The sequence below is a fragment of the Streptosporangium nanhuense genome, from assembly GCF_059358815.1.
The window spans coordinates 80,467-101,669 of record NZ_JCADBG010000015.1; the positions used below are offsets into that span (position 1 = coordinate 80,467).

At 74.1% G+C, this 21,203-nt stretch carries 20 protein-coding genes; 8 read left to right on the forward strand and 12 right to left on the reverse strand.

Translation table 11 applies throughout. The features are described 5' to 3' along the window. Nucleotides 1-52: 52 nt before the first annotated feature. The 3 genes from AC5L38_RS27045 to AC5L38_RS27055 all read right to left on the reverse strand — a co-directional run bounded on the left by AC5L38_RS27045 (nt 53) and on the right by AC5L38_RS27055 (nt 3,754). Nucleotides 53-1,480: an RNB domain-containing ribonuclease gene (locus AC5L38_RS27045; RefSeq protein ID WP_495245621.1), complete on the reverse strand. Its 1,428-nt coding sequence runs from the start codon at nt 1,478-1,480 to the stop codon at nt 53-55. A gap of 135 nt (nt 1,481-1,615) precedes the next feature. Continuing rightward, nucleotides 1,616-2,518 (reverse strand): 5'-3' exonuclease, encoded by a 903-nt coding sequence (locus AC5L38_RS27050; protein WP_495245622.1) that lies wholly within the window; start codon nt 2,516-2,518, stop codon nt 1,616-1,618. Nucleotides 2,519-2,536: 18 nt separating this feature from the next. Continuing rightward, nucleotides 2,537-3,754, reverse strand: coding sequence for a PP2C family protein-serine/threonine phosphatase (locus AC5L38_RS27055; protein ID WP_495245623.1), 1,218 nt, complete (start codon nt 3,752-3,754; stop codon nt 2,537-2,539). Nucleotides 3,755-4,011: 257 nt separating this feature from the next. Here AC5L38_RS27055 and AC5L38_RS27060 point away from each other — a divergent pair, with 257 nt between their 5' ends. Then, the gene (locus AC5L38_RS27060) at nt 4,012-5,097 is read left to right on the forward strand and encodes a M24 family metallopeptidase (protein ID WP_495245624.1); all 1,086 of its coding nucleotides are present in this window, start codon (nt 4,012-4,014) and stop codon (nt 5,095-5,097) included. 438 nt (nt 5,098-5,535) lie between these two features. Then, the gene (locus AC5L38_RS27065; protein WP_495245625.1) at nt 5,536-6,717 is read left to right on the forward strand and encodes an acyl-CoA dehydrogenase family protein; all 1,182 of its coding nucleotides are present in this window, start codon (nt 5,536-5,538) and stop codon (nt 6,715-6,717) included. Between the two features lie 165 nt (nt 6,718-6,882). Here the strand turns inward: AC5L38_RS27065 and AC5L38_RS27070 are convergent, their stop codons facing one another. From AC5L38_RS27070 to AC5L38_RS27080, 3 genes are all read right to left on the reverse strand, one after another. Next, nucleotides 6,883-8,292: a dihydrolipoyl dehydrogenase family protein gene (locus AC5L38_RS27070; protein ID WP_495245626.1), complete on the reverse strand. Its 1,410-nt coding sequence runs from the start codon at nt 8,290-8,292 to the stop codon at nt 6,883-6,885. Nucleotides 8,293-8,566: 274 nt separating this feature from the next. Then, nucleotides 8,567-9,319 carry a DUF427 domain-containing protein gene (locus tag AC5L38_RS27075; RefSeq protein ID WP_495245627.1) on the reverse strand — a complete coding sequence of 251 codons (753 nt, stop codon included), beginning with the start codon at nt 9,317-9,319 and terminating at the stop codon, nt 8,567-8,569. Nucleotides 9,320-9,766: 447 nt separating this feature from the next. After that, nucleotides 9,767-10,153: a tautomerase family protein gene (locus AC5L38_RS27080; protein ID WP_495245628.1), complete on the reverse strand. Its 387-nt coding sequence runs from the start codon at nt 10,151-10,153 to the stop codon at nt 9,767-9,769. A gap of 62 nt (nt 10,154-10,215) precedes the next feature. Between AC5L38_RS27080 and AC5L38_RS27085 the strand changes: the two genes are divergently transcribed. Beyond that, the gene (locus AC5L38_RS27085; protein ID WP_495245629.1) at nt 10,216-10,683 is read left to right on the forward strand and encodes a MarR family winged helix-turn-helix transcriptional regulator; all 468 of its coding nucleotides are present in this window, start codon (nt 10,216-10,218) and stop codon (nt 10,681-10,683) included. A gap of 267 nt (nt 10,684-10,950) precedes the next feature. Here AC5L38_RS27085 and AC5L38_RS27090 read toward each other — a convergent pair whose 3' ends face one another. After that, nucleotides 10,951-11,100, reverse strand: coding sequence for a hypothetical protein (locus AC5L38_RS27090; protein WP_495245630.1), 150 nt, complete (start codon nt 11,098-11,100; stop codon nt 10,951-10,953). A 27-nt stretch (nt 11,101-11,127) separates the two neighbouring features. Between AC5L38_RS27090 and AC5L38_RS27095 the strand changes: the two genes are divergently transcribed. Continuing rightward, nucleotides 11,128-11,346, forward strand: a complete 219-nt coding sequence (locus AC5L38_RS27095; protein WP_495245631.1) for a hypothetical protein — start codon at nt 11,128-11,130, stop codon at nt 11,344-11,346. A 103-nt stretch (nt 11,347-11,449) separates the two neighbouring features. Here AC5L38_RS27095 and AC5L38_RS27100 read toward each other — a convergent pair whose 3' ends face one another. After that, nucleotides 11,450-12,727, reverse strand: a complete 1,278-nt coding sequence (locus AC5L38_RS27100) for an MFS transporter (protein ID WP_495245632.1) — start codon at nt 12,725-12,727, stop codon at nt 11,450-11,452. A 72-nt stretch (nt 12,728-12,799) separates the two neighbouring features. Here AC5L38_RS27100 and AC5L38_RS27105 point away from each other — a divergent pair, with 72 nt between their 5' ends. After that, the gene (locus tag AC5L38_RS27105) at nt 12,800-13,651 is read left to right on the forward strand and encodes a LysR family transcriptional regulator (RefSeq protein WP_495245633.1); all 852 of its coding nucleotides are present in this window, start codon (nt 12,800-12,802) and stop codon (nt 13,649-13,651) included. A 28-nt stretch (nt 13,652-13,679) separates the two neighbouring features. Here the strand turns inward: AC5L38_RS27105 and AC5L38_RS27110 are convergent, their stop codons facing one another. Then, the gene (locus AC5L38_RS27110) at nt 13,680-14,633 is read right to left on the reverse strand and encodes a pirin family protein (RefSeq protein ID WP_495245634.1); all 954 of its coding nucleotides are present in this window, start codon (nt 14,631-14,633) and stop codon (nt 13,680-13,682) included. A 166-nt stretch (nt 14,634-14,799) separates the two neighbouring features. On the opposite strand from AC5L38_RS27110, the gene AC5L38_RS27115 reads away from it, so the two are divergent. From AC5L38_RS27115 to AC5L38_RS27125, 3 genes are all read left to right on the forward strand, one after another. Next, nucleotides 14,800-16,410 carry a sensor histidine kinase gene (locus AC5L38_RS27115; RefSeq protein ID WP_495245635.1) on the forward strand — a complete coding sequence of 537 codons (1,611 nt, stop codon included), beginning with the start codon at nt 14,800-14,802 and terminating at the stop codon, nt 16,408-16,410. A 47-nt stretch (nt 16,411-16,457) separates the two neighbouring features. Continuing rightward, nucleotides 16,458-16,934 carry an Lrp/AsnC family transcriptional regulator gene (locus tag AC5L38_RS27120; RefSeq protein WP_495245636.1) on the forward strand — a complete coding sequence of 159 codons (477 nt, stop codon included), beginning with the start codon at nt 16,458-16,460 and terminating at the stop codon, nt 16,932-16,934. Nucleotides 16,935-17,061: 127 nt separating this feature from the next. Continuing rightward, nucleotides 17,062-17,997, forward strand: coding sequence for a nucleoside hydrolase (locus tag AC5L38_RS27125; protein WP_495245637.1), 936 nt, complete (start codon nt 17,062-17,064; stop codon nt 17,995-17,997). Between the two features lie 90 nt (nt 17,998-18,087). On the opposite strand, the gene AC5L38_RS27130 is transcribed toward AC5L38_RS27125, so the two are convergent. Genes AC5L38_RS27130 through AC5L38_RS27140 form a run of 3 tightly spaced genes read right to left on the reverse strand, consistent with a single transcriptional unit; the run spans nt 18,088 to nt 21,196 of the window. Continuing rightward, the gene (locus tag AC5L38_RS27130; protein WP_495245638.1) at nt 18,088-19,059 is read right to left on the reverse strand and encodes an N-acetylglucosamine kinase; all 972 of its coding nucleotides are present in this window, start codon (nt 19,057-19,059) and stop codon (nt 18,088-18,090) included. Continuing rightward, the gene (locus tag AC5L38_RS27135) at nt 19,056-20,315 is read right to left on the reverse strand and encodes a 6-phospho-beta-glucosidase (RefSeq protein WP_495245639.1); all 1,260 of its coding nucleotides are present in this window, start codon (nt 20,313-20,315) and stop codon (nt 19,056-19,058) included. Before AC5L38_RS27135 ends, AC5L38_RS27130 begins: the two co-directional genes overlap by 4 nt. Continuing rightward, nucleotides 20,312-21,196, reverse strand: a complete 885-nt coding sequence (locus tag AC5L38_RS27140) for a carbohydrate ABC transporter permease (RefSeq protein ID WP_495245640.1) — start codon at nt 21,194-21,196, stop codon at nt 20,312-20,314. Before AC5L38_RS27140 ends, AC5L38_RS27135 begins: the two co-directional genes overlap by 4 nt. Nucleotides 21,197-21,203 lie beyond the last annotated feature (7 nt).

A 21,203-nucleotide genomic window follows, 5' to 3' on the forward strand; every position in this document is an offset into this window, starting at 1 on the left:
CCCGGTACGGCAACCCGGTACGGCGAGGCCGCGCGGGGCTCCCAGGGGCCTCTCAGGCCAGGCTGAAGCGGACCTCGCGGGTGGTCGGGTCGGCGCGCGTCAGCCGCACGCGTACGGTCTCCCCCAAGGGGAGCCCCTCGCCGTCACAGCGGGCCACCACCGCCGGGTCGGTGACCTGCACCTGGCCCCACGGCCGGTCCTCGGCCACGTCGATCACCACGGCCTCGAACGTCTGGCCCACCCGCTCACGCAGGACGAAGGCCTCCACCAGGTCCACGCAGGCCCGCTCGACGCCGCCCGCGCGGCGCCCGGTGGCGTGCATGATCTCCGGCAGCTCGCCCATGGCCCGCTGGATCTCCTGGGGCACCGGCTCGCCCGCCGCGATGGCCAGGCAGATCTCCGTGGCGTAGCGGTCGACGAGGCGGCGCAGCGGGGCGGTCACGTGCGCGTACGGCCCGCCCACGGCGGCGTGCTCGGCCTGTGCGGGCGGCTCGCCGTTGAAGGCGACGTATCCGGCGCCGCGCAGCAGCACGGTCGACTCCTGCAGGAACGCGGCCTGCTCGGGGACCCTCGGGTCGAGGGAGTGCACGACGTCGCCGTACCCGGCACCCTCGGGCCACGGCACGCCGAGCGCGGCGGCCACCCGGCGGACCTGGGCGATCCTCTCCGAGGGGGCGGGCGGTAGCACCCGCAGCAGGCCGATCTCGGCGTCCAGCATCATGGCGGCGGCGGCCATGCCCGTCAGCAGCGAGATCTGCGCGTTCCACGCCTCGGCGTCCAGCGGGGCGCGCAGCTCCACCCGGTAGCCGTCACCGTCGGAGACGACCTCCTGGTCGGGGGTGGGCAGCGTCACGCCGCCCCTGGCCCGCTCCTGGGCCAGCCTGAGCCGGCCGATCTCGGCCAGCAGCCGCAGCGTGCCGTCGGCGGTGCCGGTGTCGATGGCCGCCTGCGCGTAGTCGTAGTCGAGCCGCTCGCGGCTGCGTACCAGCGCCCTGGTCACGTCCGCGCCCACGATCCGGCCCTCGGCGTCCAGGTCGACGCACCACAGCGCGGCGGGCCGCGTCACGCCGGGCAGCAGGCTGGCGGCGCCCTCGGACAGGACGGGCGGGTGCAGCGGCACGCGCCCGTCGGGCATGTAGACCGTCTCGCCGCGGACGCGGGCCTCCGCGTCGATCGCGCCGCCGGGCCTGACGAACGCCCCGACGTCGGCGATGGCGTACCAGACGCGGTAGCCGCCGGGCTGCTCCTCCAGGTGCACGGCCTGGTCGAGGTCCATCGCCCCCGGGGGGTCGATGGTGATCAGAGGAAGGTCGGTCCGGTCGAGCCGGGGCAGGGCGGGCACCTCGGCGACCCACTCGGCCTCGTCGACCACCGCCCGGGGGAACTCCTCGGGCAGCTTCATCTCACGGCGGATCCGTTCGAAACCGTCGTCGAGCCGCGGATGGGACTCTCCGGGCACCCGGATGCTCTTGTGAGGCACAGGCAGCAACCTACCGGCTCCCGGCGGGCCGCCCCACCGGCCGGCCGGGGCGACGGTGACCGGCACGGCCGAGGGCCAGGTCAGAGCCCGGACGCGGTGGGAGGCAAGCGGTGGGGCCGGCCCGGCCGGGTGGGGTCAGAGCGTGGAGGTCAGGCGCTCCAGCGGCCCGGAGAGGCCGTAGCGCTCGCTCAGCGCAGCCAGGGCCTCCGGATCCCTGGGCTTGGCGGGAAGCGCGATGTCGACCTCGGGAAGGGGGGCGTCGTGGGCGACCCGGACCACTCCGGGCGCCACCCGCAGGTAGTCGCGGGCCGCCGACAGCTTGGCGCGCTGCCCGGCGGTGAGGTCGCCGCCGCCCTCGCCCCCGTCGACGGCGCGCAGCAGCGCCTCCAGCGACCCGAACCGGGTGATCAGGGCCGCCGCGGTCTTGTCTCCCACCCCCGGCACGCCCGGCAGCCCGTCGCTGGGGTCGCCGCGCAGGGTGGCGAAGTCGGCGTAGGAACGGCCGGGGACGCCGTACTTCTCGGCGACGGCCGCCTCGTCGACCACCTGGAGGTTCTTGACCCCCCTGGCGGTGTAGAGGATCCGGACCGGCCGGGAGTCGTCGACCAGCTGGAACAGGTCGCGGTCGCCGGTGACGACGTCGACCTGGCCGGCCGCCCGCGCGGTGAACGTGCCCATCACGTCGTCGGCCTCGTAGCCGGGGACGCCGACGCGGGCGACGCCCACCGCGTCGAGCACCCGCTCGATCACCGGCACCTGCGGGGCGAGCGTGCCGGGGGTCTCCTCCGCGCCGCCCTCGGCGACCCGGTGGGTCTTGTACGTCGGGATCGCCGCCACCCGGAAGGCCGGGCGCCAGTCGGCGTCCATGCAGGCGACGAGCTCGGCGGGGGAGTGTCGCCGGACCAGCATGGCGATCATGTCGATGACGCCGCGCACCGCGTTGACGGGCATCCCGTCGGGCGCGGTCATCGACTCGGGGATGCCGTAGAAGGCGCGGTAGTACAGCGAGGGGGTGTCGAGAAGCATCAGGCCGGGCATGGCGACCAACCTAGCCAATCAGCCGAGCACGCCGATCGCCAGAACGCAGGTGTCGTCCTCGGGGTTGGGGCCGCCGATCACCTCGATGAGCCGGTCGAGCCCGTCGTCCAGGTCGCCCCTGAGCAGGGCCGCGGCCTCCATGGTCAGCGCCAGGCCCTCGTCGATGTCGCGGGTGCGCCGCTCCACGAGCCCGTCGGTGAACAGCAACAGCAGGTCGCCCTCCCGCAGCTCGACCCCGGCCAGCTCGTACGGCTCGTCGGGGGTGGCGCCCAGCAGCACCCCGGCGGGCGGGTCGAGCTGGGTGGCCGTCCCGTCCCGGACCAGGATCGGCGCCGGGTGCCCGGCCTGCCCCCAGGTGAACCTCCTGGTGGCCGGATCGAGGTGGCCGACGACCGCGGTCGCCGTCGTCTCGGGCATCCGGTGCAGCACGAGGTCGTTGAGCCAGGCCAGCAGCCTGTCGGGGGAGTGGCCGGTCATCGAGAGGCCGATCAGGGCGTGGCGCAGCTGGGCCATCTGGGAGATCGCGGGCATCCCGTGCCCGGACACGTCGCCGATGGCCAGCAGCACCCTTCCGTCGGCCAGGGGAACGGCGTCGTACCAGTCGCCGCCCAGGCCGGGCTTGACCCCCGCCGCCACGTAGCGGACCGCGATGCGCGCGTGCGGCAGGTCGATGGTGTCGCCCAGGCCCGGCATGATCGCCTCGCGTAGCGCCACGCTCATGTCGTGCTCCTCCGCGACCTGCTCGCGGACCCGCAGCAGCTTGCTGCGCGACTCCGACATGATCCGCTCGGCGCGGCGGCGGCAGGTGATGTCCTGCACGACGCCGTGCACGGCGCGACGCCCGCCGGTCACGACGGGGTCGAGGGCGGCGCGCAGGTGCCGCAGCTCCCCGTCGCGGCGGATGCGGAACTCGGCCTCCCCGCACTCGGCCCGGTGCACGACCGACCACAGCAGCCGGTCGAGGTCGGGCCGGTCGGCCGCCTCGACGTGACCGGGCAGGTCGCGCAGGTGGATCGGGCCGTCACCGGGGGCACGGCCGAATATGGTGTACGCCTGGTCGGACCAGGTGGACTCTCCGGTCTGGAGATCCCACTCGGTCCAGCCCATCTCGCCCATGCGCTCCGCGTGCGCCAGGCGTGCGGTGAGGAGGTGTCGCTCCACGGCCATGTGCTCGTCCGGCTCGCCGCGCAACCGCTGCGCCGTCTCAGCGGCGGTCGACGGGGCCGGACCGGTCACCTGGTCGTTTCGTGGGTGGAGGGGTGGCTGGTGGCCGCCCACTACGCCGACCATGTAGCTCGCTCTCGAAATGTGTGGCTTTACGGATAGTTTGCCAACAAAATGTGATCGTACTTCAACAGATTGTAGTGGCGGAGTCGCCTTCGTGCCTTCCTTTCCCTGACTTTCGGTTTCCGGGCCCGGCCGGATGCGTCGTCGTTCAAGCCGGGATTAGATTGGTCGGCGTGAAGACGGAGCCCTCTGACGACCTTTATCCCGTGACCCGCCTGGCGGCCGCCCGCGAGGCGGCCGCCGCCGCCGGGCTCGACGCGCTGTTGCTCACGCCCGGCCCCGACCTTCGCTACGTGACCGGCTACGAGGCCCTGCCGCTGGAGCGGCTCACCTGCCTGGTGCTCCCGGTCAGGGGCGAGGCGTTCCTGATGGTGCCCCGCCTGGAGCTGCCCGCCGCCGAGCACTCGCCGGCGTCGCGGCTCGGCGTCGAGTTCGTCCCCTGGGACGAGACCGACGATCCGTACGCGGTCGTCGGCGAACGCCTGGGCGCGGTCCGCAAGGTCGGTCTCGCCGACCGGATGTGGGCGATGCAGTCGCTGCGCCTGCGCGACGCGATCCCCGGCGCGGAGCAGGTGCTCGCCGGGACCGTCCTGCGCGGGCTGCGGATGCGCAAGAGCCCGGCCGAGGTGGCGGCGCTGCGCGAGGCGGGCGCCGCGATCGACGCCGTCCACGCCCAGGTGCCCGGCTTCCTGCGGGCCGGCAGGACCGAGCGCGAGGTCGGCAGGGACATCGCCGAGGCGATCATCGCGGCCGGCCACTCCACCGTCGACTTCGTCATCGTCGGCTCCGGGCCCAACGGCGCCAGCCCGCACCACGAGTTGTCGGACCGCGTCATCCAGGAGCGCGAGCCGGTCGTGATCGACATCGGGGGCCAGATGCCCGGCGGCTACTGCTCCGACTCCACGCGCGTCTACGCCGTCGGCGAGCCCCCGGCCGGGTTCCTGAAGTACTACGAGGTGCTCAGGCGCGCCCAGCAGGCGGCCTGCGACGCCGTGGCCCCCGGGGTGACGTGCGAGGCGGTCGACGCCGCCGCGCGGGAGGTGATCGCGGCCGAGGGCTACGGCGACTACTTCATCCACCGCACCGGCCACGGCATCGGCCTGGAGACCCACGAGGAGCCCTACATCGTCGCGGGCAACACCGAGCCGCTGGCGCCCGGCTTCGCCTTCTCCGTCGAGCCGGGGATCTACCTGCCAGGGGCCCACGGCGCCCGCATCGAGGACATCCTCGTCTGCACCGACGAGGGCGGCGAGCGGGTCAACCACCGCCCTCGCGAGCTGGTGATCGTCTAGCGGGGCTCCGGGGCCGCCGGCCTCCGGCCCGGTCGTGCGGGGACGGCCCAAGGGCACGGCCGTGTGAGCGTGCCCTTGGGGAGGGCCGTGTGAGCGTGCCCGCGCGGGGCGGCCGTGTGGCCGCGGTCGTGCGGGGACGGCTCAAGAGCACGGCCGCGTGAGCGTGCCCTTGGGAAGGCCGTGTGAGTGTGCCCGTGCGGGGCGGGGCGTGTGAGCGTGCCCGCGCGGGGGCGGCCGTGTGGCCGCGGTCGCGCGGCGGGTGTCAGAATCGGGGTGGCCGGTGATCCCGGCCGCCCTCTCGCCGTCCGCGCCGGGACCTCGGAGCCGGGACACAGTGCCGGGACACAGTGCCGGGACACAGTGCCGGGAACCGGAGCACGCGGGCGCGACCCCCTCCCCGCGAACCCTGGGGCGGGTCTCCACGCTGGAAGGACTCAGATGACCGTTGAGCGCGTTCTGCCCACCGGCGACGCCCATGACCTCCTGGACCTGGTCCGCGACCTGATCGGCAAGGAGGTCGCGCCCCGGGCCGCGGCCGACGAGTCCGCCGGGCGCTTCCCCCGGGAGGTGTTCACCACGCTCGGCCGCGCGGGGCTGCTCGGCCTGCCCTACCCCGAGGAGCACGGCGGGGCGGCGCAGCCGTACGAGGTCTATCTGCAGGTGATCGAGGAGCTCGCGGCCGGCTGGCTGGCGGTCGGTCTCGGCCTGTCGGTCCACACGCTGTCGTGTTTCCCGGTGGCCGCCTACGGCACCGCCGAGCAGCGGGCCGCGCTGCTGCCCGAGATGCTGGGCGGCGAGTGGCTGGGCGCGTACTGCCTGTCGGAGCCGCAGTCGGGGTCCGACGCCGCCGCGCTGGCGACGAGGGCGGTCCCCGGAGACGGCGGCTCCACCGGTTCCACCGGCTACACGGTCGACGGCGTGAAGGCCTGGATCACCCACGGCGGCGCCGCCGACTTCTACACGCTGATGGCCCGCACCTCGGCCGACGGCGCGCGCGGCATCTCCTGTTTCCACGTGCCCGCCGGGACGGAGGGGCTGTCGTTCGGCGCGCCCGAGCGGAAGATGGGGATGAGGTCCTCGCCGACCGCCCAGGTCCGCTTCGACGGGGTGCGGCTGGCGCCCGAGGCCCTGCTGGGCTCCGAGGGGGAGGGCTTCCGGATCGCGATGGCCGCCCTGGACGGCGGCAGGCTCGGCATCGCCGCCTGCGCCGTGGGCGTGGCCCAGGCGGCCTTCGAGACCGCCACCGCGTACGCCGCCGAGCGCCGCCAGTTCGGCTCGCGGATCATCGACTTCCAGGGGGTCGGCTTCATGCTCGCCGACATGGCCACCCAGATCGCCGCCGCCCGCGCCCTCTACCTGGACGCCGCCCGGCTGCGCGACGCGGGCCGGCCCTACGGCACGCGGGCCGCGATGGCGAAGCTCTTCGCCACCGACATGTGCATGAAGGTCACCACCGACGCGGTCCAGGTCCTCGGCGGCTACGGGTACGTGGAGGACTTCCCGGTCGAGCGCCTCATGCGGGAGGCCAAGGTCCTGCAGATCGTCGAGGGCACCAACCAGGTCCAGCGCCTGGTCATCGGCCGCGCCCTCGCCAGGGACGCGGAGAACGCCGGGCGGTGACGTCCGCGGGCCGGTGATCCGTCGCGCGGGCGTCGGCGGGCCCGTGGGTGAGCGGTGAGGTCCACGCGCCGGTGATCCGCCGGGTGGTTCCGGCGGTGGCGGCCCGGGCCGGGGAGGGGGCGCCTCCCGGCCCGGGCCGCCGGGTCAGGGGTCGCGTGCGCCGGGTCAGAGCCCGTACGTCTCCAGCAGCCGCAGCCAGATCTCGCTGACCGTGGGGTAGGACGGCACGGCGTGCCAGAGCCGGTCGAGGGGGACCTCGCCGACGACGGCGATCGTCGCGGAGTGCAGCATCTCGCCCACGGCGGGGCCGGCGAAGGTCACCCCGAGCAGGACGCGGCGCCGCTCGTCCACGACGGCCTTGGCCCTGCCCCGGTAGCCGTCGCCCTGAAGGTAGGCCCCCGACACCCTGGCCAGGTCGTACTCGACCACGCGGACGTCGAACCCCTCGGCGCGGGCCTGTGCCTCGGTCCGGCCGACCGAGCCCACCTGCGGGTCGGTGAAGACCACCTGCGGCGCGCCGTACGCGTCCGCCAGGTCGCGCAGGCCCGGCAGGTCGTCGGGCCCGCCCTTGGCCCGCGCCGCGATGACGTCGCCGCACACCCGCGCCTGGTACTTGCCCATGTGGGTGAGCAGGGCGCGGCCGTTGATGTCGCCCACGGCGTACAGCCAGCCGTCGGGGACGCCGGTGGCGCGCATGCTGTCGTCGACCTCCACCAGGCCGCCCGCCTCCAGCCCGACGGTCTCCAGGCCGAGGTCGCCGGTCGCCGGTCGCCTGCCGGTGGCCACCAGCAGCTCGTCGGCCTCCACCGGCGGGCCCTCGGACAGGTGGACCGTCACCGGGCCGCCGGGTGCGGGCCGCTCGACCCTCGCCACCTTGACGCCCGTGCGCACCGTGATGCCGGCCTCGGCGAAGGACGCGGCCACCAGCTCCCCGGCGAACGGCTCCATCTTGCCGAGCAGCCCGCTGCGCGCCAGGACCGTCGTCTCCCGGGCGCCGAGCCCGTGCATGGCCTGGGCCATCTCGCAGGCCACCACGCCGCCGCCCAGCACGGCCAGCCGTCCGGGCACGCTCTGGGTCGCCGTCACCTCACGGCTCGTCCACGGCGACGCCTCCGCCAGGCCGGGGACCGGCGGGACGGTCGCGCCGGTGCCGGTGGCCAGCACGACCGCCCGCCGGGCGGTGAGCGTGCGGACCGAGCCGTCCTTCGCGGTCACCACGACCCGCCTGGGGCCGTCCAGCCGTCCGTGCCCGCGGACGAACTCGGCGGGCACGCTTCTGATCCACTCGACCTGGCCGCTGTCGTCGAAGTGGGACACCGCCTCGTCGCGCCGGGCGAGCACGGCGGCGGTGTCGATCGGGCCCGGTGTGAGGCCGGGCACCCGGGCGACCTCGGCGGTGAGATCCACCGGGCGCAGCAGCGCCTTGCTGGGGATGCACGCCCAGTAGGAGCATTCGCCGCCGGCCAGCTCCCTTTCGACGATCGCGGCGGTCAGCCCTCCCCTGACCGCGCGGCCGGCGACGTTCTCGCCGGCGGGTCCCGCGCCCACAACCACCACGTCGAACTCGTCCGACACGACTTACCTCCCACAGAGAACCGGCCAACGACCGCGCGCCGCCCCCGGCGACGCGGTCGTACCAGCTTCGCACCCTCGGGCCGGGGCCGTGGACACGCCCCGGATCCCGGCGGGTCCGGGCCGGGACCGCCCGCGGGGTGCGCGCACGGCGCGGCCCCGCCCGCGGCGGGAGGCGCGGGCGGGGCCGGGAGGTGCGATCGGGGCCGGGGCGGACGGACGGGGAACGCGAGGAGCACGGGGACGTGCCCCTGGCCTTACATCCCCCTTGGTCCTCTCAGGCCTCCAGCAGGCGCTCGGTGAAGAGCGTGACGGGCCTTTCGAGTTTCACGCCGTCCACGACGATGTCGACGACCTCGTTGTGGAAGGCGATGTGATCCCTGATCCTCTCGGCGGCCGGGATCGGGTCGGGGTAGGCCCAGGCCACGTCGGCCGGGACGGAGCCGCCCTCGCGCACGGACCGGTAGGAGGCGACTCCCTTGTACGGGCAGCGGGTGCTGGTCGCCTTGACCGCCTTCGCGTCCAGCGGCGTGCCGTCGGAGAAGGTGACGCCCTCGCGGAGGGAGAAGACCCAGCGCCTGCCGCCCTCCTCGGACTCCCACTTCTCCGCCAGACAGGGTACGAGCTTGAAGTCCCTGTCCAGCCAGATCAGATAGTCGGCCACCAGCTGGACGATCGCGATCGCGGAGCCGTCGTACATGGTGACGGGGTCGACCGCGGTCGGCGGCGGGGGAGAGCCGGCGCGCAGGACGCCGCCGGTCTTCGGGGTGCCCGGCGGGGAGGCGCCGGCGGTCCGGGGGCCGCCGCCCGCGCTCGCAGTGTCGCCCACGTCGCCCGCGCCGCCCGCGCCGCCCGCGCAGGAGGCGAGCAGCCCGGTCAGCGCGGCACCCCCGGCCGCGCCGAGGAAGAGGCGTCGTGACAGGCCGGGAAGGCGGGAGAGCGTCTCGTGGCCCGGACCGCCGGGGGTGGCGGCGCCCCAAGGTGTGCTCCGGGGGGGGTTCCGAGGGGCATGGTGGGGGGATTCCTGCATCGGAGGGTCTCCTCGCGGTCGCGGCTGGTGAGGATCCGCGCGGCTCGGCGCTGTCCTGCGGCGGCGGCTCGAATATATCCATGCTATTTAGGTAGGAATATTGGGATGTCAAGGGCGTGCGGCCTAACGGGACCGGGTGGCGCGGCCTTTCCCGGCCTTCCATCGCACGTCCGGCCTTCGGGTGCGTTCCCGGCTTTTCCTTGCGCCGTGGAGCCTCCGCCCCGGTCCTGCGAATCCTGCAGAACCCTGTGGGCCCTGCGGGTCCTGTGAAACCCGCGGGTTCCGGAGGGGGTAAAAACGGCGCAGGGCGCCCACCCCTGTGACGGGGAGGGCGCCCTGCGCCCACGAGGATCGCTCCCGCTCCTGTGTGATCTTCGGCGGAGGGTTCGCGAGCCGACGCCGAGGGGGGCCGGGAGAGCCCGGCCGCCTCGGCGTGCGGGAGCGAGGCTAGCCGTCGACGATCACGCCTCCGATCCCGGTGCGGCCCGCCGGGGTCGCGACGAGCTCGACCGTGATGGTGTCGCGCAGGTGCGCCCCGAGGACGCCTGCGACGGCGTCGGTGACGGTCCGCACGAGCCTGGCGGCGATCTCGCCGCTGTCGGGCCGGGTGAACGCCGCCTCGCGGACACCGAACGTGATCGCGGGCGGGGCCTCGTCGACCGGCCTGCCCCGCAGACCCCAGCGCCCGGCGGGCACGCCGTCGAGGTGGATGACCGCGACGTCGCGGGCCCACTCGCCGTACACGTCGGTCACCGCGTCGGTCAGCGCGGCGATGAGGGCCGGCTCGTTGCCTTCGAGCTGCGGCTCCAGGACCCGGACGGTCAGATGTGGCATCGTGAGCCTCCCGTTTGTTCTCAAATTAGCTTTGCAAGCAAAGATAATCGGCGAGGTGTCAGATGGTCAACGACGCGGACGGCATGACGACCCAGCAGGCGGTGCGGGTCATGCTGCTGCTGATGCCCAGGCTCGTCGGGCGGGCCAAGCGGATGCCCGTCCCCGAGCCGCTGCGGACGCTCGACCTCGCGCCGCGCCACCTGTCGCTGCTGGCCCACCTGCAGTACGACGGCCCCACCACGGTGAGCCAGATGGCGGAGCGGCTGGAGGTCGCCCCGACGACCGTCAGCCTCATGGTGGGCGACCTGTCCCGCAGGGGCGTCCTGACGCGGGAGGAGGACGACGCCGACCGGCGACGGCGGGTCGTCGCGATCGCGCCGGAGTACGCCGGGCCGATCCGCGAGTGGCTGGCCGGCGGCGCGCTGGCGTGGGCCGAGGTCCTGGAAGGCCTCACGCCGGCCGAGCGCGCCACGATCGTGCGGACGATGCGTGCCTACGAGACCGTCCTGGGCAGGCGGATGCACACCTGAGGCGGCACCCGCACGCTCCGCGGCGTTCGAGGACGTCGGGAGTGATCCCCTCGCCGAGGATCACCCACGTGCGGGGAACGCGGGCCGCCGGCGGCGGCGCCCGCGCCTTGAGCGGGGTCAGGGGCAGCGGGGCGGCCCCCGTGCCGGACCCCTCGCCCTCCATCCACTCCCGCCGGAATCCGGCGCCCGGGGCCCGGAGGCCCGGAGGCCCCGAGGCGCGGGGCGGGGCGGGGCGTGAAGTGACCCCCGTGGCGCGGCCGGCGTGCGCTACGGGCCGTCGACCCCGGGCAGCGGTCCCGCCGCGTCCGGTCCGGTCTCGTCGGCCTCGTCGGCCTCGTGAAACATCCGGACGGTCCGGTCCATGGCGGCCAGAGCCCGCAGGCCCGCCTCCTCGATGCGCCGCAGCGCGTCGGCCACCTGCGGATCGGACTGGCGGGCAGGCGGGTGCCGCCCGCCCTCCCGGTCGCCCTCGCCTCGGTGGTCACGGCCGTGCTGCTGTCGGCGGGCACGCAGACCGTACGCACCACGGACTGGACCGACCCGGCCGCCTGGCTGAGCAGCCCGATGGCGTACTGGCCGATCCGGGCCGTGGCCCTCGGCGTGGCGACGCTGGCGTACCACCAGCGCAGACGGGGACGGTGCCGCCACTGCGGGCTGATCTGACCGGGACGCGGCGGGAACGGGTGAGCCGGTGGCCGTACCCGGCTCGTCGGCGGCGCCGTACGCCCGCGGCCGTGCCGGGCCGTGCCGGGCCGTGCGGGCCGCGTCACGGGGCCGGCGCGACGGCGTCGCGGGACGCGTCCGCCCGCGACGAGGACGACGAGGACGACGAGGACGGCGGGGACGGCGGGGACGGCGGGGACGGCGGGGACGGCGCGGCGGCGGGTGACCGGCGCGAGAGCAGGTACCCCGCCAGCGCGGTGAGCAGGCCGGTCAGGCCGGCCGCCGCGAAGCCGCCCGCCGGCACGGACGCGTCGATCGCCACTCCCACGACCGGGGCGCCGAGCGCGAACCCCGCGCTCGCCGCCGAGGACTGCAGGCCGGTCGCCTCACCTCGCACACCGGCCGGCGCCAGCCGGCTCACCGCGTCGGAGACCGTGGAAAGGGTCGGCGCGGTGAGCAGCCCGGCGCCGACCACGGCCACGCACAGCCAGGGCCAGTCCTGGGCGAGCCCGGCCGGGATCGTCACCAGCCCGAGCAGGCCGAGCAGCAGCCAGGTGGGCATCGACCGGGGCAGCGACCCGTACACCAGGCCGCCCACGACGGACGTCACCCCGAACACGACGACGACCACGGCCGCCCACGAGACCTGACCGGCTTCCCGGAGGGTGGCGACGATGGCCAGGTCGACGCCGCTGAGCAGCATCGCGACGCCGAACCCCATGGTCAGGACGGCGACCATGGGCGCTCCCAGCCACTCCCGGCGCCGGAGCCGGGGCAGGCCCGCCGCCTCGCCGCCCGTCTCGCCCTCGGCCCGCATCGGCGGGTCGAGCAGGGCGATCCCCGCCCCGCCGGCGACGATCGCGGCACCCACCCCCCACGCCACCACACCGGGGGACACCGTCGCCGCGCCCAGGATCACCACCGCCGGTCCCACGATGTACGACAGCTCGCCCACCACCGACTCCAGCGCGAAGGCCGCCCGCCGCTGCCCCGCAGTCGTCATCGCGGCGATCGCCTGCCTGGTGACCGACTGGACCGGCACCATCAGCAGGCCGGCGGCGAAGGACGCGCCCAGCAGGATCACGTACGGCAGCACGGGCACGGTCAGCCAGAACACGAGCTGCGGCACGATCGTGGACAGCAGCACGGTTCGCAGGCCCCGCCGGTCGATCATCCGGCCCAGCAGCGGCCCGCCCAGCGCGACCCCGGCGGTGAGCGCCGCCACCACGCCTCCGGCCGCCGCGTAGCTCATGTCGAGGGCGATGACGACGTACATGGTCAACGCCATCGCGTCCGCCGTGATCGCGGCACGGGCGAGCAGCGAGACGCCCAGCAGCGGGGTCATCCCCGGCACCGCGAGCACCTGTCGAAATCCGGTCACCGATTCAACGCTAGGTCACTCGGGAGGCCATAGGAAGCCGTCAATTCGTTGGGGCGGGCATAATGAACGCTTATGGCACGTGATCTCGACACCGCACTGCTGCGGTCGTTCGTCACCGCCGTGCGGGCGGGCAGCATCAGCCGCGCGGCGGCGGCGCTCGGCCGCACCCAGCCCGCGCTCAGCCAGCAGTTGCGCAAGCTCGAAAGGGCCGTCGGCAGCCCGCTGCTGCACCGGGCGCCGTCCGGCGTCTCGCCGACCCGGGCGGGCGAGGAGCTGCTGCCCTACGCCGAGCGCATTCTCGCGCTGTCGGCACAGGCGCTCGCCGAGACGGGACGGGCGCTCACCGGGCGCTGCGGGGTGGGCCTCATCGAGGATCTCGCCGCCTCCCGCCTCTCCCAGGCGCTCGCCGATCTCGCGCGGCTGCACCCCGGCGCGACGCTGGAGGTGCTCAGCCTCTCCGGCGCGGAGATGCGGGACGCCTACGACACGGGCCGGGTCCAGCTCGTGCTCGACGAGGTCCCCGATCTTCCCTGGCCGCCGCGCTGGACGGTACGCCTGCCGCTGGTCTGGGCGGTCGGGCAGGGGGTCGCCGTCGACGCCGACCCGCTGCCGGTGGTGCTGTTCTCGAACACGTGTGCCTGGCGGACGTCGGTGCTGGAGGCGATGGAGACGATGGAGGGCACGGGACGCCGCTGGCGGGTGGCGTTCGAGAGCAACGGTCTCGCCGGGGTGCTCGCCGCGCTACGGGCCGGGCTCGGGGTCGCGGCGCTCCTGCCCGCCAACCTCGAACCGGCGATGGCCTGCCACGACGCGTCCGCGCTGCCCGCCCTGCCGGACGTCGAGCTCGGCCTCGCCCGCCACCCCGGCACCGAGGGCGACGCGCTCGTCGACGCCGTGGAGACCGCCCTGCGGCGGATGATCTGAACAGGCCCGCGGCGGGCCGCGCGGGCCGCTAGCGGCGGCGCCCGCGTGCCTTGAGGGGGGTCAGGGGCAGCCCGGGCGCGGGCAGCGGGGCGGCCCCCGTGCCGGGCACCGTGCCGAACGCCTCGCCCTCCATCCACTCCCGCCGGAATCCGGCGATCTCCTCGTGGCTGCGGCCGACGAAGTTCCACCACATGACGATCCGCTCCTCGAACGGCTCGCCGCCGAGGAGCAGCAGCCGCCCGCCCCCCTCGGTGCCCAGCGCCAGCTCCGAGCGCCCGCTGCCCAAATAGAGCAGGGGCCCGGGGGAGAGTGGCGTCTCGCCGGCCCGTACGGTGCCGGACAGGGCCAGCACGGCGTACTCGAAGCCGGGACGCAGCGGGACCGTCGTCGCGGCGCCCGCCTCCAGGGTCACCTCGGCCCCGACCAGCGGGGTGTGGGTCGTCGCCGGGGAGGTGACACCGCCCAGCTCGCCCATGATGACCGTTACCGTGACGCCGGGAGAGGTCAGCGCGGGCAGCGCCGGGTGGTGCTCGAAGGCGGGGGCGGTGTCGCGGGCGGCCGAGGGGAGCGCCACCCACAGCTGGACCCCGTGCAGCGCGGCCTCGGCGGGCGACTCCTCCGCGTGGGAGATGGCCCGCCCGGCGGTCATCAGGTTGAGCTGGCCGGGCCTGATCAGCTGCTCGCTGCCGACGCTGTCGCGGTGCAGGATCTCGCCCTCCACGAGCCAGCTGACGGTCTGCAGGCCGGTGTGCGGGTGCGGGGGGACGTGCATCGTCGCCCGTTCGGGGCCGTAGTGGTCGACGAAGCACCACGCGCCGACCATCCTGACGTCCCGGTTCGGCAGGGTCCTGGTGACCTTCATCGCCCGGGGGCCGCCCAGGACCACGTCCCGGCCGGTCAGCAGCTCGCTCACCGGCTCCGCCGCCACGTCCGCGAGGCCGCCGCACGTCGATTCCCGCGGGTCCGTTTCCAGGTTGCTCATCCCGCGAATGTACGACGAGATCGGGTACCGCCGGGCACCGGGGACCGGGGGCGCCGCCTCCCGGGGGATCACGCGCGTGCCAGGCGGCCGCTTCCGGTATCTTTCGTCCACCCCGCCGGGCACCCACGGCCCCGCCGGGAAGACACCGCGTGAAGTGAGAGGCCGAATGACCACCGAGACACCTCCGAGCGGATTCCGCAAGAGCCGCTGGAGCGCGCAGACGTGGTTCAACGTCGTGTTGCTCGCCATGACCCTCCTGCTGGGAGTGTCGGCGATCGTCGGCGCCACGGTCCTGCAGAACGCGGCGTCGGCCTCCAACCGGCTGATCGACCACATCTCGGCGGGCAGGCTCCAGGCGGAGCGCCTGCAGGCGACCCTGCTGAACCAGGAGACCGGGGTGCGGGGCTTCGTCATCACCGGCAAGGAGGAGTTCCTGCAGCCGTACGTGGCGGGGCGGCGCGACGAGATCGCCGTGTCGGCGCAGATCGAGCGGCTGGCGCCGGGCGCGGAGCCGCTGCGGGCGCTGGAGGAGGTGGGACGGCTAGCCGCCGACTGGCGGGCCCGCTACGCGGAGCCGATGATCGCCAGTGTCCGGGGCGAGGGCCCGGAGAGCGTGAGCGCCGCGCAGGCCGAGGAGAGCAAGCGCTCCTTCGACGCCGTCAGGAAGGGGCTCGACGCCCAGAACGCCGCCTGGGCCGACGCCAGGGAGCTGGCCCGCGCCGACCTGGAGGTCGCCCGCAAGGTCAGGGACGCCACCTTCTTCGGCATCCTGGCCGCGTTCCTGGTCACCATCGTCACCGTTGCGGTGCTGCTGAGGAGCGCGGTGTTCGGTCCGCTGTCGCGCCTGCGCGAGGCCTCCCGCCGGGTCACCATGGGGGACTTCACGCACCACGTCGACACCGGCGGCCCCGCCGACCTCGCCGAGCTGGCCGACGACGTGGAGGCGATGCGCCGGCGCATCGTCACCGAGCTGGAGGAGGCCCGCGGCGCCCGGCTGCGGATCGCGGCGCAGGCCGAGGAGCTGAAGCGCTCCAACGCCGAGCTGGAGCAGTTCGCCTACGTGGCCTCGCACGACCTGCAGGAACCGCTGCGGAAGATCGCGTCGTTCTGCCAGATGCTCCAGCAGCGCTACGCCTCCCAGCTCGACGAGAGGGCCAACACCTACATCGACTTCGCCGTGGACGGCGCCAAGCGCATGCAGGTGCTCATCAACGAGCTGCTCACCTTCTCCCGGGTCGGGAGGATCAGCAGGGAGCCCGTCGAGATGGACCTGAACGACGTGGTCGGCAGGGCCCTGGTCAACCTCTCCGCGGCGGTGGAGGAGTCCGGCGCCGAGATCGAGGTCGGCGACCTGCCCACCGTTGTCGGTGACCGGACCCAGTTCGTGATGCTCTGGCAGAACCTGATCGGCAACTCCCTGAAGTTCCGCGACCCCGGCCGCGCGCCCCGGATCGAGATCGGGTCCGAACGGCTCGACGGGGAGGTGCGGATGACCGTGACCGACAACGGCATCGGCATCTCGCCCAACTTCGCCGACAAGATCTTCGTCATCTTCCAGCGGCTGCACCAGCGCGACGCCTACGAGGGCACCGGGATCGGCCTGGCGCTCTGCAGGAAGATCGTGGAGCAGCACGGCGGCACGATCCGGCTGGACACCGAGTACGCCGAGGGGGCCCGCTTCGTCATCACGCTGCCCGCCGAGTCCGTCGCGCCGGAGCGGGAGGGCGAGAGCGGGCGGGAGGACTCCGCGGAGATCGCGGTTGGGACCGTGCCGTGACACGCGGACGGTACGCACGGTATCCGAATGCCGTTACCGTTTACCGGATGGAGGAGATCGACCGCCGTATCGTCACATTGCTGGCCAGGGATGGCCGGATGAGCTTCACCGATCTCGCCAGGGAGACCGGGCTCTCGGTGTCGGCGGTGCACCAGCGGGTGCGCCGGCTGGAGAAGCGCGGCGTGCTGCGGGGGTATGCCGCTCTGGTCGACTACGACGCCATCGGGCTCTCGCTCACCGCGTTCGTCTCCATCAAGCCGATCGACCCGGCCGCCGCCGACGACGCCCCCGAGCGGCTGGCCCACCTGAGCGCCGTTGAGGCCTGCCACAGCGTGGCCGGGGACGAGAGCTACATCCTCAAGGTCCGGGTGGCCTCGCCGATCGCGCTGGAGGAGCTGCTGAACCAGATCCGCACCGCCGCCAACGTCTCCACCCGCACGACGGTGGTGCTCAGCACGCCGTACGAGCACCGCACCCCGGAGCCGGCGGGCGAGGACGGCGGGAGGCCCGAGGAGCGCCCCTGATCGTCCCGGGGCGTTCCCCGCGGGCGGGCGCGGGGCCGCCGGCGTTCTCCGCGTCTCGTGATCGCCCTTCGCCCGGCAAGCCGTTCCCGGCTTGCCGGGGATGAGGTGATTGCCCCAAGCTGGACGGGTGCTTCCCAGAAAGATCATCATCGACTGCGACCCGGGGATCGACGACGCGCTGGCGCTCGTCCTCGCCCACGGGAGCCCGGAGCTGGAGATCCTGGGGATCACCACGGTCGGCGGCAACGTCGAGCTGGCCAGGACCACCGACAACGCGCTGCGGCTCCGCGAGTTCCTGGGGTTCGGCGACGTGTCGGTCGTCGCGGGCAGCGCGGGCGCCCTGCTGCGCCCCCCGGTGAACGCGGCCGGGGTGCACGGGGACTCCGGTCTCGGGGAGGCGCTGCTGCCCCCGGCGTCGCTCCCGCCGGCCGCCGGGCACGCCGCCGACTTCATCATCGAGACGCTCCGGGCCGCCCCGGGCGAGGTGACCCTGGTGGCCATCGGCCCGCTGACCAACGTGGCGCTCGCCGTGCTCAGGGAACCGGCGATCGCCGGCTGGGCGCGGGGGCTCACGATCCTCGGCGGCTCCTACACGCGGGGCAACTTCTCTCCCGCGGCCGAGTTCAACATCGCCGCCGACCCGGAGGCCGCCGCGGTCGTCTTCGGCGCGGGCTGGACGGTGAACATGATCGGCCTCGACGTGAGCCGCGGCGCCGTGACCACGCGGGCGGTGGCGGAGCGCATGGCGGCCATGGGCAGGCTCGGCGCCGACCTGCTCCTGCCGTGCGTGCGGTTCTACGGCGTGATCACCGAGGAGGGCGGGCCCGCGATCCATGACGCCTGCGCGATCGCCCACCTGATCGACCCGTCGCTGATCACCCTCGAACCCGCCGTCGTGGACGTCGAGACGGCGGGCCGCTTCACCGCCGGGATGACCGTGACCGACTTCGCCCTGCGGGGCCGCGCCCCCAACGCCCTGGTCGGCACGTCCCTCGACGTGGGCCGCTTCTGGGACCTGCTGCTGACCGTCTACGACCGGGTCGCGACGTCGATCGGGCCCTGAGGCCGTCGCCGCCCGTGTCCCCGCATGCCGCGGCCCGCGTCCCACGACGCGGGCCGTGTGCGGCACGATGTCACGATATTTCAAGAAACATCAGGTCAGGGCGTGGAAGTGGGCCCGCAGCCGGGCCCTGGCCTCCTCGGTGGCGCCGAGGGCGTCCAGGCCCAGCAGGGCGGCGCCCATGATGGGCGCGACGTCGGCGACGATCAGCTTGGCCTGCGGCGCGCTCCCGGCGAAGCCCTGCTCCAGCAGCTCGCTCATGAGCGGGTCGCGGGCGGTGAGCACGCCGCCGCCCAGGACCACCTCCATCGGGACGGAGAGCAGGTCCAGGCGGCGCATCGCGACCACCGCGAGCAGGACGACCTCCTCGGCCATCCGGGCCACCAGCGAGCGGGCCACCCCGTCCCCCCGGCCCGCGACCGCCATCAGCACCGGCACCAGCTCGTTCAGCCTGCCGTAGGACAGCTCGCCGAAGTGGATGGCGAGGGCCACCTCCTCGACCGTACGAGTGCCGAAGTGCTCGCGGACCGCGGGGTCCAGCGCGCTCGCCGGGCCCCGGCCGTCCTCGGCGCGCACCGCGTGCCAGAGCGTCTCCTCGCCGAGGCCGAGGCCGCCGCCCCAGTCGCCGGTGAGCCGTCCCAGCGCCGGGTACCTCGCCACCTCCCCCGAGGGGGAGACCGCCACCGCGTTGATCCCCGCGCCGCACACCACGGCCACCCCCGCGGGCCCGGAGGCCCCGGCGCGCAGCAGCGCGAAGGTGTCGTTGCCGACGGTCGCCTCCCCGCCGTACCCCCGGGAGAGGATCTCCTCCCGGAGCGCCTCCTCCTCCACCGGCAGGTCCGCGCCCGCCACGTAGGCGGCCACGTGGTCGGCGTACGGCGCGGTCGCGCCGGGGCCGAGCGCGGAGCGCGCGGCGTCGCCGATCACGTCGATCGCGACGCTCACCCCCGTGGTCTGGGGCTGGAAGGCGCCGCCGCGCCCGGTGGCGAGGACCGAGCCGTCCTCGGCCACCAGCGCGATGTCGGTCTTGCTGTTGCCGCCGTCGACGGCCAGGACCGTCCTCACGCGGTCGCCCAGGACAGGTGCCCGCGGTTGGCCTCGATCAGGCGCCTGGCCAGGTCGCCGGAGAGCGAGGCCTGGCCGATCAGCGGGTGGGCCAGCAGCGCGTCGGCGACGCGGTCCTCGCCGCCGTGCAGCGCCGCCTCGATCGCCAGCGTCTCGTACGCGGTGACGTGGGCGATGAGCCCGGCGAAGAGGGGCTCCACCGGGGCGACGGGGAGCGCGGACGCGCCCGCGGAGGTGATCGTGGCCGGGACCTCGATGACCGCCTCGTCGGGCAGGAACGGCAGCGTGCCGTCGTTGCGCAGGTTCACCACCTGGGTGTCGCCGCGGTCGCCGGCCAGCGAGGCGATCAGCGCGACCGCCGCCTCGGAGTAGAAGGCCCCGCCGCGCTTGCCCAGCAGCTCGGGCTTGGTGTCCACCGCCGGGTCGGCGTACAGCTCCAGCAGGGTCTTCTCCATCGCCGCGACCTCGGCCGCGCGCGAGGGCTTGGTCCGCTGCTCCTCCACCACCAGGTCGTGCTCGTAGAAGTAGCGCAGGTAGTAGGAGGGCACCACGCCCAGGTGGCGGATGAGCGCGGCGGGCAGGCCGACGTCCCGGCCGATCTCCTCGGCGTGGCTCTCCAGCAGCTTCGGCAATACGTCCACCCCGTCCAGGTGGACGGCCCGCTCCCAGGTGAGGTGGTTCAGGCCGACGTGGCCAAGCGAGATCCGCTCGGGGGCGACGCCCAGGTTCGCGGCGAAGCGGCGCTGGAAGCCGATGGCCACGTTGCACAGCCCGATGGCCCGGTGCCCGGCCTCGAGGAGCGCCCTGGTGACGATGCCGACCGGGTTGGTGAAGTCGACGATCCAGGCGTCCGGAGCGAGCCTCCTGACCTTCTCGGCGATGTCGAGCACCACCGGCACCGTGCGCAGCGCCTTGGCCAGCCCGCCCGCGCCGGTCGTCTCCTGGCCGACGCAGCCGCACTCCAGCGGCAGCGTCTCGTCCACGTTCCGTGCCGCCTGGCCGCCGACGCGCAGCTGCAGCAGGACCGCGTGCGCCCCGGCGACGCCCTCCTCGACCGAGGTGGTCGCGAGGACCGTGGCCGGGTGCCCGGCCCGCGCGAGCATCCGGCGCGCCATCCCCGACACCAGCTCCAGCCGGTGGACGTCCGGGTCGACCAGCGCGATCTCGGTCAGCGGCAGCTCGTCGCGCAGCCGCGCGAACCCGTCGATCAGCTCCGGCGTGTACGTCGAGCCGCCCCCGACAACGGCGAGTTTCACCCTTTTACTCCTGTCAGCGTGACGCCCTCGATGAAGACCTTCTGGGCGAAGAAGAACACGATGATGACCGGGGCCATGACGAGCAGGGTCGCCGCCATGGTGAGGTTCCACTGCACGCTGTGCAGTGCCCGGAAGGACGCCAGCCCGAGGGAGAGCGTCCAGTTCGCCTCGTTTGTGTAGGCGTAGAGCAGCGGACCATAGTAATCGTTCCAGCAGTAGAAGAACTGGAACAGGCCCACCGCCGCGATCGCCGGGCGCGCCATCGGCAGGACCACCCTGACCAGCGTCCGGAAGTCCGAGCAGCCGTCCACCTTGGCGGCCTCGGTGTACTCCTTGGGAATGCTGACCAGGAACTGCCGCAGCAGGAAGATGGAGAAGGCGTCGCCGAACAGCATCGGCACGATCAGCGGCCACAGCGTGCCGGTGAGCTCCAGGCGCGCCCAGATGAGATAGACGGGCACCGCGACGACCTGGGGCGGCAGCATCATCATCGTGATGACCGCGAGGAAGGCCAGCCTGCGTCCCCGAAAGCGGAAGCGGGCCATCGCGTACGCCACCGGGATCGACGACAGCAGCATGAACGCGGTGCCGAGCCCGGCGTACAGGAACGTGTTGCCCAGCCAGGCCAGCAGCTGCGACCTGGCGAACACGTCGGCGAAGTTGCCCCAGTTCCAGGTGCGGGGCCACAGGTCGCCGGTGAGCGCCTGGTCGTTGCTCATCACGGCCGTCAGCGCCACGAACACCAGCGGGCCGGCGAACATCAGCGACAGCGCGATGGCGATGGCGTGGGTGGCGATCCAGTACAGGATCGCGCGGCCGCGCGGGCCGCGCATGGCGGGGCGCGGCCCGGGGACGGAGGCCTCGGCGGGCCTCGTAGCCACAGTGTTC

Coding starts and splice junctions, on each gene's coding strand:
- AC5L38_RS27050 (WP_495245622.1), bottom strand. CDS start 2,518: ATGCCCGGCCTGATGCTTCTCGACACCCCCTCGCTGTACTACCGCGCC.
- AC5L38_RS27065 (WP_495245625.1), top strand. CDS start 5,536: ATGACCGTTGAGCGCGTTCTGCCCACCGGCGACGCCCATGACCTCCTG.
- AC5L38_RS27075 (WP_495245627.1), bottom strand. CDS start 9,319: ATGCAGGAATCCCCCCACCATGCCCCTCGGAACCCCCCCCGGAGCACA.
- AC5L38_RS27080 (WP_495245628.1), bottom strand. CDS start 10,153: ATGCCACATCTGACCGTCCGGGTCCTGGAGCCGCAGCTCGAAGGCAAC.
- AC5L38_RS27085 (WP_495245629.1), top strand. CDS start 10,216: ATGGTCAACGACGCGGACGGCATGACGACCCAGCAGGCGGTGCGGGTC.
- AC5L38_RS27105 (WP_495245633.1), top strand. CDS start 12,800: ATGGCACGTGATCTCGACACCGCACTGCTGCGGTCGTTCGTCACCGCC.
- AC5L38_RS27110 (WP_495245634.1), bottom strand. CDS start 14,633: ATGAGCAACCTGGAAACGGACCCGCGGGAATCGACGTGCGGCGGCCTC.
- AC5L38_RS27115 (WP_495245635.1), top strand. CDS start 14,800: ATGACCACCGAGACACCTCCGAGCGGATTCCGCAAGAGCCGCTGGAGC.
- AC5L38_RS27120 (WP_495245636.1), top strand. CDS start 16,458: ATGGAGGAGATCGACCGCCGTATCGTCACATTGCTGGCCAGGGATGGC.